The following is a 12,872-nucleotide window of genomic DNA, read 5'->3' as shown; positions in this document are numbered from 1 at the left end:
GCGCCGCTGCGTCGGTAGGTTAGAGGGGCTCCACCAGTCGGTTGGCCGCCAGCGATTTGTAAATGCGGTGGCAGGTCCTGGCAAACTTCGAAACATCGCCGAGGGTCGGCTTTTCGCCGCCGTCGAGGCGTGCCTCCCACTCCTCCAGTTCCTGGTCGAGATATTCCAACAGTTTTTTCGGGCAGCCGCGACAGGGGCCGGCGCACAGTTCGGCGGCCGGCAGGCTGAATGGCATTGTGGTGCGGACCTCGGCAATCAGTCCGCGCATCGCGGTGGTGGTATCGGGTTTCACGCCGGTGTCGATCGAAGTCGTTACTGCTGCGGGTAGCCTATTTTATCCGCGTCGCAAGGCGCTCGCCCGGCTATTAATGGGTAGACATCGCAGAACGCGCCGTCACAGAAACGGCAACGCGCTCTTGGTCACCGCGGCGGCAAGAATATAGGCGAAGCAGGCAGCAGCGCCCAGGGACGCCAGCAGGCGCTGGCGGTTGTTGCGGGCGAAGCGCAGCGCCAGCATGCCGCAGAGGATATAGCCGAGCAGGCCGACCAGTTTGGCGATCAGCCACGGTTGTGACAGCAGTACCCAGTCGAGCTTGGCGAGCAGCCACAGGGCACTGGCGAGCAGTGCGGTATCGATCAGGTGCGGCAGTATTTTTGCCGGCCGGCCCGCGGCCCAGGTGGCGCCGGCCATCAGGCCGACACTGCGCAGGGTGAAGCCGCTGAATGACAGTAGCGCGAGTGTCACGTGCAGCAGTTTCAGTTGGCCGTAGTCCATCGATGTTTCTTCCTTAGCGGTGTGCTGTCAGTGCGTTGTTATTTGGCTCCACGGTCGGAATGGAACACGTCGGTAGCGTCTCTGCTCTCCACCTGGCGGGCGCGGGCGTATTCCGGCAGGAACGAAAATGCCACCTCGGTGCCACCGGTATCGCACCGGTGAATATCCAGTTCACCGCGCAGGTTACTGGCGCGTTCCTGCATGATCGACATGCCGAAGTGGTTTCTCTTCTCCGGCGAATCGCTGATGCCCTTGCCGTTATCGCGAATACTGGCGAGGACCCGCTGTCCCGCGCCCGGCACCAGATTGATGCTGACGCGATCCCCCCAGGAGTGATAGACCGCATTCTGCGAAGCCTCGCGCACCAGTTGCAGCAGGTGAATCTCCTCGTTCGGGGTGAGGGGGATTTCCTCCAGCTCGTAGTTGAAATCGATGTTGATTTCCGGGTGCTGCTCGCGGTACTGCTCGACGGAGCGCTGCAGGATATCGCGCAGGCCGCCTTCGGCCACCTGCAGGCGGAAGGTGGTGAGCAGTTCGCGCAGCTGCCGGTAGGAACTGTTCAGCCCCTGCTTCAGCTCCTCGGTGATCTCAGTGACCTGTTCGCGATCGATACTTTCGTTCTTGGTGCAGCGGCCGAGGCGCGCCACCTGAATTTTCAGGTAGGACAGCGACTGGGCCAGGGAATCGTGCAGCTCGCGGGCGATGATGCCGCGCTCGTCCATCAGCGCCACGCGGCGCTCGTGCTCGCCGCGTTCCTTCAGGGTGATTGCGGTGGTGATCGCATCGGCGAACGCGCTGAGGCGTTGTTGCTGCTCGCGATGCAACAGTTGATGGCTGGGCATGCTGCACACCAGCACGCCGTAGTTGCGCTTGTCCGCCTCGAGCGGGAAGCGGTACAGGCGCTGTTCGATACCCGCCGCCGGACCGCAGGAACGCGAGCAGCTAAAGCACTCTCTCTCCTCGCAGCTGCGGTTGCCTTCGCCGTAGATCAGGTGCTCGTAGGGGGTTTCGCCCTCGGGTGTCATCAGGCACAGGTCCAGGTCGGGAAGATCGGTCAGCTCGCTGAATTCTTCCAGCCAGCGCTCTATCTCGTGGCCGTTCAGTGGCCCTTCGCTGATGCGCCGCGCCAGGCGGTACTGGAAATCGAGTACCTCGTGGCTCTGTTGCAGCTGCTTGGTTTTTTCCTTGACCCGGTCTTCCAGTTCGCGGTGGGTCTGGTCAATCACTTCGCTCATGCCCTTGATGGTTTGCGTGAGCATGCCCAGCTCGTCCTCGCTGTCCAGGGGGGCGAGTCGTGGGCGGAAATTACCGCGGGCGATCTCCCGGCAGCTGGCGATCAGTTCCCGCAGCGGCTGCTCGACCGACCGCGACAGGGTGAACATCGAAAAATAGACCAGGGTGATGGTGGCGAACAGCGAGCCCAACTGCACGATGCGCAGAAACTCGACCTTGTCTTCCGCGATACGCTGGTAGTCGAGTACCAGCCTGTCCACCTTGTTCACAAAGGCGTCGGTGGTGGCCAGCAGCTCCGCACTGCTGATATCGCGCTCGCCGGCGGCGACCGCTTCCAGCAACGGGCGCATATGTTGCTGCCAGTCCTGCTCCACCGCCTGGAAATCCCGCGCGGCTGGCGAGGAATCGGACTCGGGGAAATTCGAAATGGTCGAGATCTTCTTCAGCCGCTTGTTCAGGGCATCCGCCAGCTCCTGCGTGGCCATATAGTCACCACTCTGCGCAGTGGAGGCCAGCTTATAGCTCATGGCGCGCACGAAACCGGACACGTTGATCGCCTCGGCGTCGTGCTGGGCCGCGTCGGAGATAACGTAGGACGCCACCATCGAGCTGATCGCGACAAAGGCGGTGAGCAGCAGCAACACGCCGATGCGGAACACGATGGACTGTCGGATGCGGTGAAAAACCTTGGCCATAGGAAGTGTCTTTGCTGATACGTGCACATTATGCCTGGTGGCATTGTATTTGGTAGTACCCCCAAAAAACCAACTGGGCGATGCCCGCCCTCCTGCGGGGGCAGAAATGCCCGCTGCCCCGGCCATTACTGCGCCGCGGGGCGGTAGCGGTTTTTTTGCCCTACCCCCAAAGGAGTAGGGGGTCCATTTTGGCCGTTTTACCCCCCGGTGTATTCCTCCGAGGCAACTTTTATATTGCATCCCACCTACAAATCACGCACCGGCATGTCTGTCTCGGAGTAATGTATGAGCCACTTTCTGGACCGCTTGAAGTACTTCAAAAAGCACAAGGAGTCGTTCGCCGATGGCCACGGCGAAAAAACCTACGATGACCGCAGTTGGGAAGACGGTTATCGTCGCCGCTGGCAATTCGACAAGATCGTCCGTTCCACCCATGGGGTTAACTGCACCGGTTCGTGCAGCTGGAAGATCTATGTAAAAGACGGTCTGGTCACCTGGGAAACCCAGCAGACCGACTATCCCCGCACCCGCCCGGACCTGCCCAACCACGAGCCGCGCGGCTGCCCCCGTGGCGCCAGCTACTCCTGGTACATGTACTCCGCCAACCGCCTCAAGTACCCGAAGATCCGCAAGCGCCTGGTGAAGCTGTGGCGTGAGGCCAAGCAGAAGCACGCCGATCCGGTCGAGGCCTGGGCCAGCATTGTCGAGGACTCGGCCAAGGCGAAGTCCTACAAGGAATGCCGCGGCATGGGCGGCTTCGTGCGCATCGACTGGAACGAAGTCAACGAACTGATCGCCGCCTCCAACGTCTATACCGCCAAGACCTATGGCCCCGACCGCGTTTCCGGTTTCTCGCCGATCCCGGCCATGTCCATGGTCTCCTACGCCGCCGGTGCGCGTTACCTGTCATTGATCGGCGGTAACTGCCTGAGCTTCTACGACTGGTACTGCGACCTGCCGCCCTCCTCACCGCAGATCTGGGGCGAGCAGACCGACGTGCCGGAATCGGCCGACTGGTACAACTCCAACTACCTGATCGTTTGGGGCTCCAACGTTCCGCAGACCCGTACCCCGGATGCCCACTTCCTCAGCGAGGTGCGCTACAAGGGCGCCAAGACCTGTGTCATTACCTCCGACTACTCGGAGTGCTCCAAGTTTGGCGACACCTGGCTGGCGCCGCGCCAGGGCACCGACGCCGCACTGGCGATGGCTTTCGGCCACGTGATCCTGAAGGAATTCCACGTAGACAAGCCCAGCGCCTACTTCACCGAGTATGTGCGCAACACCACCGACATGCCGATGCTGGTCACCCTGCAGGAGAAGGATGGCCGCCTGGTGCAGGATCGCTTCCTGCGCGCGTCCGACCTGGTGGACAACCTCGGTCAGGAAAACAACCCCGAGTGGAAGACCATCGCCATCAACGAAGATGGACGCCTGGTGTCCCCGACCGGCTCCGTCGGCTACCGCTGGGGCGAGCAGGGCAAGTGGAACATCGAGCCGCGCGACGGCGCCGATGGTTCCGAGCTGAAACTGAAGCTGAGCCTGAAGGACTGTGCCGACGAGATCGCCAGTGTGGCCTTCCCGTACTTCGGCGGTCAGGCGCACGAATACGATTACTTCCAGCACACCGATCATGAAGACGTGATCGAATACAAGGTGCCGGTCAAGAAGGTCAGCGGCGCCGACGGCAACACCATCCTGGTCGCCAGCGTCTTCGACCTGACCCTGGCCAACTACGGTGTCGAGCACGGCCTCGAAGATCCGAACTGTGCCCACAGCTACGACGAGGACAAACCCTACACCCCGGCCTGGCAGGAGAAGGTCACCGGCGTGAAGCGCGAGGACGTGATCCGCGTTGCGCGCGAATTCGCCACCACCGCCGACAAGACCCGTGGCCGCTCCATGGTCATCGTCGGCGCGGCGCTGAACCACTGGTACCACATGGATATGAACTACCGCGGCCTCATCAACATGCTGATGATGTGCGGCTGTATCGGCCAGAGTGGCGGTGGCTGGGCGCACTATGTGGGCCAGGAGAAACTGCGCCCGCAGACCGGCTGGACCCCGCTGGCGTTCGCGCTCGACTGGCAGCGTCCGCCGCGTCATATGAATGGCACCTCCTTCTTCTACAACCACTCCAGCCAGTGGCGCTACGAGAAGCTGGAGATGTCCGAGGTGATCTCGCCGCTGGCCGACAAGGCCAAGTGGACCGGATCCATCATCGACTTCAACAGCCGCGCCGAGCGCATGGGCTGGCTGCCGTCCGCGCCGCAGCTGGGTATGAACCCGCTGCAGCTGACCAAGGACGCCGAAGCCGCCGGTTTGACTCCGCAGGAGTATGCGGTGCAGCGGCTGAAGAGCGGCGAGCTGAAGTTTGCCAACCAGGATCCGGACAACCCGCAGAACTTCCCGCGCAACATGTTTATCTGGCGCTCCAACCTGCTGGGTTCCTCCGGTAAGGGCCACGAGTACATGCTGCGCCACCTGCTGGGCACCAAGCACGGCCTGATGGGTAAGGACCTGGGTGAGTCCGGTGGCAAGAAGCCGGAAGACGTGACCTGGCGCGAAGAGCCGAGCGAGGGCAAGGTCGACCTGCTGGTGACCCTGGACTTCCGCATGTCCACCACCTGTCTCTACTCGGACATCGTCCTGCCGACCGCCACCTGGTACGAGAAGGACGACATGAATACCTCGGATATGCATCCGTTTATTCACCCGCTGACCAAGGCGGTGGATCCGGCCTGGGAGGCGCGCAGCGACTGGGAAATCTTCAAGGGCATCGCCAAGAAGTTCTCCGACCTGACTAACGGCCACCTGGGTGTGGAAAAGGATCTGGTGACCCTGCCGATCCACCACGACACGCCCACCGAGATCGCACAGCCGTTCGGCGTGAAGTCCTGGTGGAAAGGCGAGTGCGACCTGGTACCGGGCGTGACCGCGCCGAGCATGATCGTGGTGGAGCGGGACTACCCGAACACCTACAACCGCTTCACCTCCATCGGTCCGCTGCTGGAAAAACTCGGCAACGGCGGCAAGGGCATCAGCTGGAACACCGATGCGGAAGTGGACTTCCTGAAGAAACTGAACCGCACCTACAGCGAGGACTCCGAGCGCAACGGCCGCGCCAAGATCGAAACGGCGGTGGATGCCGCGGAGATGATCCTGTCGCTGGCGCCGGAGACCAACGGTCAGGTGGCGGTGAAGGCCTGGGAAGCGCTCGGCCAGATCACCGGCCGCGACCACACGCACCTGGCGAAGCCGAAGGAAGAGGAAAAAATCCGCTTCAACGACATCGTTGCCCAGCCGCGCAAGATCATTTCTTCGCCCACCTGGTCTGGACTGGAAGACGAGCACGTGAGTTACAACGCCGGCTACACCAACGTCCACGAGCACATCCCCTGGCGCACCATCACCGGCCGCCAGCAGTTCTACCAGGATCACGAGTGGATGCGCGATTTTGGCGAGACCATGTGTGTGTACAAGCCGCCGATCAACCTGAAAACCGTCGAGCCGGTGCTGAACAAGAAGTCCAACGGCAACAAGGAAATCCTGTTGAACTGGATCACCCCGCACCAGAAGTGGGGCATCCACAGCACCTACTCCGACAACCTGCTGATGCTGACCCTGTCCCGCGGTGGCCCCATCGTGTGGATGAGTGAGACAGACGCGAAGCTGGCCGGCGTCGAGGACAACGACTGGATCGAAATCTTCAACGTCAACGGTGCCATCGCCGCCCGCGCGGTGGTGTCGCAGCGGGTGCCCGACGGCATGGCGATGATGTACCACGCCCAGGAGCGCATCGTGAACACCCCCGGAGCCGAAACCACCGGCACCCGCGGTGGTATCCACAACTCCGTGACCCGTGCGGTGATGAAACCCACCCACATGATCGGTGGTTACGCGCAGCAGTCCTACGGCTTCAACTACTACGGCACCGTTGGTTGTAACCGCGACGAGTTTGTAATTGTGAGAAAGATGAACAAGGTCGACTGGCTCGACGGAGAAGATGTCAAAGTGGTAGATGCCGCAGAGGAGGCAGTGCAATGAAAGTAAGAGCGCAAATCGGCATGGTGCTGAACCTCGACAAGTGCATCGGCTGCCATACCTGTTCCGTCACCTGTAAGAACGTCTGGACCTCCCGCGAGGGGGTCGAATACGCCTGGTTTAACAACGTCGAGACCAAGCCCGGTATCGGCTACCCGAAGGAGTGGGAGAACCAGGACAAGTACAACGGCGGCTGGATCCGCAAGAAGAACGGCAAGCTGGAGCCGCGCCAGGGTGGCAAGCGCCGCGTGCTGGCGAATATCTTCGGCAACCCGGACATGCCGGAAATCGACGACTACTACGAGCCGTTCGATTTCGACTACCAGAACCTGCACAAGGCGCCTGAGCAGAAGCACCAGCCGGTAGCCCGGCCGCGCTCTCTGATCAGCGGCCAGCGCATGGAGAAGATTGACTGGGGCCCCAACTGGGAGGAAATCCTCGGTACCGAATTCGAAAAGCGCAGGAAGGACAAGAACTTCGACGAAGTCCAGGCGGACATCTACGGTGAGTTCGAAAACACCTTCATGATGTACCTGCCGCGCCTGTGCGAGCACTGCCTCAACCCGGCTTGTGTGGCGTCCTGCCCGAGCGGCGCTATCTACAAGCGCGAGGAAGACGGCATCGTACTGATCGACCAGGACAAGTGCCGCGGCTGGCGTATGTGTGTGTCCGGCTGCCCCTACAAGAAGATCTACTACAACTGGAAAACCGGTAAGTCCGAGAAGTGTATCTTCTGCTATCCGCGCATCGAGTCCGGGCAGCCGACCATCTGCTCCGAGACCTGTGTCGGCCGCATCCGCTACCTGGGCGTGCTGCTGTACGACGCGGACCGCATCGAAGAAGCGGCCTCGGTAGAGAACGACAAAGACCTGTACCAGGCGCAGTGCGACATCTTCCTCGATCCGAGTGATCCGAAGGTGCAGGAAGCCGCGCGCGCGGAAGGCATTCCGCAGGCGTGGATCGACGCCGCGCAGCAGTCCCCGGTGTACAAGATGGCGATCGACTGGAAAGTGGCACTGCCGCTGCACCCGGAGTACCGCACGCTGCCGATGGTCTGGTATGTGCCGCCGCTGTCACCGATCCAGAACGCGGTACAGGAAGGCCACGTGGAGACCGTGACCGTCGGCATGAATGCCGAGATCCCGGACCTGTCCACGCTGCGCATTCCGCTGAAGTACCTCGCCAACCTGCTGACCGCGGGCGACGAGGCACCGGTGGCACGCGCGCTGGAACGCATGATCGTGATGCGCGCCTACATGCGCGGTATCCACGTCGACGGTGTGCAGGATCGCGAGCTGCTGGAAGAGGCCGGCCTGACCGTGCAGCAGGTAGAAGACATGTACCGCTACATGGCGCTCGCCAACTACGAAGACCGTTTCGTGGTGCCGTCCAGCCACAAGGCCTACGCGGAAAATGCCTACGACATGAAGTCCTCCTGCGGTTTCAGCTTCGGCAATGGCTGCAGCACCGGCAACGACTCCGTCAATATCTTTGGCGGCAAGAAGCAGACAGTTCGCCAGGTCATCCCGGCGAAGATTGTCGACTAACAGGAGCAGGTCATGAAAACCCTTCAGCTGATTTCCCGCCTGCTGGACTATCCGGACGATGCTCTCGCCGAGCATCTGCCGGAGCTCACGTACTTTATTGCGGAGTCCAAGGATCTGACGCCGGCGATGCGCGACAAACTGCTGTGTTTTGTCGCGCACTACGAGTGCCGCGATCTGCTCGACTGGCAGAGCGAGTACGACGGCCTGTTCGAGCGCGGCCGCGCGGTGTCGCTGCATATCTTCGAGCATATCTACGGCGAGTCCCGCGATCGCGGTCAGGCCATGGTGGAGCTGCTCAAGCAGTACCGCAGTGCCGGCCTAGAACTCGCCGAGCGCGAATTGCCGGACTACCTGCCCACGTATCTTGAGTTCTGCGCGACCCAGGAAGAGGGCGCGCGCGAATGGCTGGAAGAGATCTCGCACGTTCTCGCCCTGCTGGCCGCACGCCTGCGCGACAAGGAGTCCGTGTACGCGGAACTGGTCGATGCGCTGGTGGATTTCGCCGGTGTCGAGGTCGACCGCGACGGTCTCGCGGAACAGGTAGCCAAGGAGGAGCGCGACGATACGCCGGAGGCGCTGGACAAGATCTGGGAAGAGGAGGCAGTCAGCTTCTCCGCCGCCCAGGGCAGCGCCTGTGAACAGAGTGTGCAGCGCCCCAGCGCGGCGCAATTCAGGGACGACAAGTCCATCACGTGGGTCGATGCGGGCAACCGCACTGCCGGATAAACCGGTGACGCTTAGGAGTTAATGATGAATTACGTCAATACACTTTTCTTCGGAATCTATCCGTTTATCGCGCTCACGGTTTTTCTGGTGGGCAGTCTGATCCGTTACGACCGCGACCAGTACACCTGGCGCACCGGTTCCAGCCAGCTGCTGGAAAAGAAAAAGCTGCGTGTGGGCAGTTACCTGTTCCACATCGGTGTGCTGGCGATTCTCGCGGGCCACTTTGTCGGCCTGCTGACACCGAAGGCGGTGTGGCACATGCTGGGCGTCGAGGCGTCAACCAAACAGGCATTGGCGATGGGGGCCGGGGGACTGTTTGGGGTGGTCTGCTTTATCGGCATGACGATTCTGCTGCACCGCCGCCTGACCAACCCGCGTGTGCGCGCCACCTCCTCACGTATGGACATCACCATCCTGCTGATGCTGTATGTGCAGCTGATCCTCGGCCTGCTGAGCATCTTCGTATCTGCCGGCCATATGGACGGTGAGGAAATGCTGAAGCTGATGACCTGGGCGCAGTCCATCGTCACCTTGAATGGATCCGAAGCGGCGGCGGCGATCAGCGGTGTGCACGTGATCTACAAGCTGCACGTGTTCCTGGGCCTGACCCTGTTCGTGGTGTTCCCGTTCAGCCGCCTGGTACACGTATGGAGCGTGCCGGTGCAGTACTTCCGCCGCAACTACCAGGTCGTACGGGCCAAATCCACAAGCAGCCTGTAAGGCCGGGAGGTTGTCATGAGCGCACTGTTGGCTAGCGATGCAAGCGATCAGCTGTTCCTGGGGCCGGTGCTGGTAAACGGCCGGCGCATTCCGGATCAGGAGATCTACGCCGAGATGCAATATCACCCCGCGGCCACGCCGCGGGAGGCCATCTACGCAGCGGCGCGGTCGCTGGTGCTGGCCGACCTGCTGCGCGAGCGCGCCACCGAGTGTGGCCTGTGCGACAGCGATACCGATATGGGCGGCGAGGACTTCGACCGCGCGATCGACCAGCTGCTCGAGCGGGAAGTGCCGCAGCTCAAGCCGACCCGCGAACAGCGCTACGACTACTTTGCCGCGAACCGGCAAAAGTTCACCTCGCAGCCGCTGGCCGAGGTGCGCCATATCCTGCTGGCGGTGAAGCCCGATGACGAAGGGGCCCACGAGCGCCAGCAGAAAGTTGCCGAGGCACTGCTGGAACAAGTCCGCAACGCGCCGGATCCGCTGCTGCAGTTCGCGCAACTGGCCCGCCAGCACTCGGACTGCTCCTCCCGCGACGCCGACGGCAGCCTCGGCCAGGTCGGCCCCGGCGATACCGTGGCGCCGTTCGAGGAAGTGGTGTTCGCCGGTGGCACTGGCCTGGCGGAAAAGCCGGTGCTGACCAAATACGGCTGGCACCTGATCTATGTCGAACAGCTGGAGCCGGGGCGGCCGCTGGAGTTTTCCTATGTCGAGGAAAAAATCGGTGACTACCTGCAGGAGAAGCTGCGCCGGCAGATGATCGATGTGTTTCTGACCGAGCTGGTTTGCGCGGCGGATATCAGTGGTATCGATATGCTCGATGTGGAACGGGTAGCGGAAGATGGCGGAAATTGATCGCGTTTTTCTCAACAACCGCGAGTGGGCCTCGGCCTGCTTGCGGGACGATCCGGACTTTTTTGCTCGCCTGGCCGAACAGCAGGCACCGAAATACCTGTGGATCGGCTGCTCCGATTCGCGCGTGCCCGCCAACCAGATCGTCGGCATGGCGCCGGGCGAACTGTTCGTGCACCGCAATATCGCCAACCTGGTCGTCCACACCGATCTGAACTGCCTGTCGGTGCTGCAGTACGCCGTCGATGTACTGGGTGTGGAACACGTGGTCGTCTGCGGTCACTACGGCTGTGGCGGCGTGCGCGCGGCCATGGGCCACGACGAGTGCGGCCTGGTGGACAACTGGTTGCGCAATATCAAGGAAGTGTACGCAAAAAATGCCGCCGATCTCGATGCAATGAATGATCGGGATCGCTTGGTGCGCCTGTGCGAACTGAATGTCATCGAGCAGGTGCAGAACCTGGCCAAGACGAAGACCGTGCAGCACGCCTGGGATCGCGGGCAAAAACTCAGCCTGCACGGCTGGATTTACGATATCGGCGACGGGTTGATTCGCAACCTGGGGGTGCGCACCGATGATCGCAGCGGCGTGCCGTCCATCTATCACGTCTACGAGGACTCGCAAGCGCAGGAGCCATCGCCGATCAAGGTTGCCTGAGGAGCAGGACATTTTGCACACCGATATTGCCGTTATCGGCGCGGGCCCGGCCGGGCTCGCCTTTGCCGCCTTTCTCGCCAATCGCGGCTACCAGATCGCACTGATTGATCGACAGTCCCGCGAGGACCTGGCGGCTCCGCAGGATGACGGGCGCGAGATCGCCCTGACGCACAAATCGGTACGCCTGCTGAAGAGCCTCGGTGTCTGGCAGCGGCTGCAGGCCGACGAAGTCAGTGAGCTGGCATCGGCGCAGGTAGTGAACGGTCGCTCCCCCTATTGTCTACAGTTCGACGACCGCGGCCGCGGTCCACTCGGCTATATAGTGCCGAACGCGGCTATCCGTCGCGCCCTCTACGCCGCAGTGTGTGCGCAGCAGAATGTCCGCTTTATCGACCGCACTACCGTCGTCGCTACCACGCTCGGCGATGACAGTCGCGCGCTGCAGTACGACAGCGGCGAGCAGCTCGAAGCTGCGCTGGTGGTGGCAGCGGACAGCCGCTTTTCCGACACGCGCAGAATGGCCGGTATCGGCGCGGACATGCGCGACTTCGGCCGCGTCGCCGTCGTCGGGCGCGTGCGCACTGAAAAACCGCATGGAAATATTGCCCGCGAGTGCTTCCGCTACGGTTCCACGCTGGCGCTGTTGCCGCTGGCGGACACACACCTGTCGTCGGCGGTGGTGACTGTGCCCTCCAGCAAGGGTGGCGAAATGATGGCGCTGTCCGACGAAGATTTCGCCGGCCACGTGGCGCGGGAAAGCGGCGACGCGCCGGGCTCCGTTGCCAGTGTCGGCAAGCGCTTCAGTTACCCGCTGGTGGCGGTCTATGCGAAAAATTTCTACACCGAGCGGATGGCGCTGATCGGCGATGCGGCAGTGGGCATGCACCCGGTGACCGCACACGGGTTCAATCTGGGGCTGGCCAGCGCGGACTCGCTGGCGCGTCAGTTGCAGCGCCCCGCCAGCCTGCGCAAGAGCAATGCGCAGGGCAGGGCACTGGCAAAGTATCAGTTTATTCACCGGCTGGAATCACTGCCGATTTATCAGGGCACCAACCGCGTTGTCGGCCTGTTCACCGACGAGCGCTGGCCGGCCAAATTACTGCGCAAGGCGGTGCTGCGGGTGAGCAACAATTTTTCACCGATCCGAAGGGCCATTACTCACCAACTGACCCGCTGAGCGCCGGCCAAAACTATCCGGTAACGGCAAACAAAGGAAAGTCGCGGATGACTAATAAGAATTACCGGCAATTGCCGCTGGTCTATGCCTGCTCCGGATGTTCCAGCACCGCGCAGCTGGCCAATACGCTGGCGGTGCGACTCGATCGCAAAGAGCTGGCGGAAATGTCCTGTGTCGCCGGAGTGGGCGGCGATGTGGAGGCCCTGGTGAGGATCGCCAAATCCGAGCGCCGCAAAATCGTGCTGGACGGCTGCCCGCTGCACTGCGCCCGCAACTGCCTGCGGCGCCACGGCGTAGAGCCGGATTTGCACGTGGACCTGTCCCGTGAGGGCGTGCGCAAGGTAATGCATGCAGATACCTCGGCGGACGAAGTGGCGCGGATCTGGAATACGGTGATCGTGCCGCGGGTGGCGGCGCTGGTATCGCGGTGAACCGGCCGTCCGCC

General features: G+C 62.1%; 11 protein-coding genes. 8 read left to right on the top strand and 3 right to left on the bottom strand.

The window, feature by feature from the left end; translation table 11 throughout:
* Positions 1–19: 19 nt before the first annotated feature.
* The 3 genes from BLW36_RS07515 to BLW36_RS07505 form a co-directional block, all read right to left on the bottom strand.
* A complete protein-coding gene (locus BLW36_RS07515) occupies positions 20–292 on the bottom strand; it encodes a hypothetical protein (RefSeq protein WP_091386653.1) in 273 nt (90 codons plus the stop codon).
* 102 nt (positions 293–394) lie between these two features.
* Entirely contained in the window at positions 395–775 is a 381-nt protein-coding gene (locus tag BLW36_RS07510; RefSeq protein ID WP_091386651.1) for a SirB2 family protein, read from the bottom strand.
* Positions 776–813: 38 nt separating this feature from the next.
* Positions 814–2,703 (bottom strand): histidine kinase, encoded by a 1,890-nt coding sequence (locus BLW36_RS07505; protein ID WP_170833152.1) that lies wholly within the window; start codon positions 2,701–2,703, stop codon positions 814–816.
* A 285-nt stretch (positions 2,704–2,988) separates the two neighbouring features.
* Here BLW36_RS07505 and BLW36_RS07500 point away from each other — a divergent pair, with 285 nt between their 5' ends.
* Genes BLW36_RS07500 through BLW36_RS07465 form a run of 8 tightly spaced genes read left to right on the top strand, consistent with a single transcriptional unit; the run spans position 2,989 to position 12,858 of the window.
* Positions 2,989–6,750, top strand: a complete 3,762-nt coding sequence (locus BLW36_RS07500; protein WP_091386647.1) for a nitrate reductase subunit alpha — start codon at positions 2,989–2,991, stop codon at positions 6,748–6,750.
* On the top strand, positions 6,747–8,294 hold the full coding sequence (narH, locus tag BLW36_RS07495) for a nitrate reductase subunit beta (RefSeq protein ID WP_091386645.1): 1,548 nt from the start codon (positions 6,747–6,749) through the stop codon (positions 8,292–8,294). Before BLW36_RS07500 ends, narH begins: the two co-directional genes overlap by 4 nt.
* Positions 8,295–8,306: 12 nt before the next feature.
* Entirely contained in the window at positions 8,307–9,020 is a 714-nt protein-coding gene (narJ, locus tag BLW36_RS07490; protein WP_091386643.1) for a nitrate reductase molybdenum cofactor assembly chaperone, read from the top strand.
* 24 nt (positions 9,021–9,044) lie between these two features.
* Positions 9,045–9,740 (top strand): respiratory nitrate reductase subunit gamma, encoded by a 696-nt coding sequence (narI, locus tag BLW36_RS07485; protein WP_091386641.1) that lies wholly within the window; start codon positions 9,045–9,047, stop codon positions 9,738–9,740.
* 15 nt (positions 9,741–9,755) lie between these two features.
* On the top strand, positions 9,756–10,595 hold the full coding sequence (locus tag BLW36_RS07480; RefSeq protein ID WP_091386639.1) for a peptidylprolyl isomerase: 840 nt from the start codon (positions 9,756–9,758) through the stop codon (positions 10,593–10,595).
* Positions 10,582–11,250: a carbonate dehydratase gene (can, locus tag BLW36_RS07475; protein WP_091386637.1), complete on the top strand. Its 669-nt coding sequence runs from the start codon at positions 10,582–10,584 to the stop codon at positions 11,248–11,250. The genes BLW36_RS07480 and can overlap by 14 nt, the downstream gene beginning before the upstream one ends.
* A gap of 13 nt (positions 11,251–11,263) precedes the next feature.
* Positions 11,264–12,427 carry a 5-demethoxyubiquinol-8 5-hydroxylase UbiM gene (gene ubiM / locus BLW36_RS07470; protein ID WP_211567147.1) on the top strand — a complete coding sequence of 388 codons (1,164 nt, stop codon included), beginning with the start codon at positions 11,264–11,266 and terminating at the stop codon, positions 12,425–12,427.
* A 47-nt stretch (positions 12,428–12,474) separates the two neighbouring features.
* Positions 12,475–12,858, top strand: coding sequence for a putative zinc-binding protein (locus BLW36_RS07465; RefSeq protein ID WP_091386633.1), 384 nt, complete (start codon positions 12,475–12,477; stop codon positions 12,856–12,858).
* Positions 12,859–12,872: the final 14 nt, after the last annotated feature.

The organism is Microbulbifer marinus (assembly GCF_900107725.1).
Lineage (GTDB): Bacteria > Pseudomonadota > Gammaproteobacteria > Pseudomonadales > Cellvibrionaceae > Microbulbifer > Microbulbifer marinus.
This window is presented reverse-complemented; position numbering and strand designations above follow the sequence as displayed.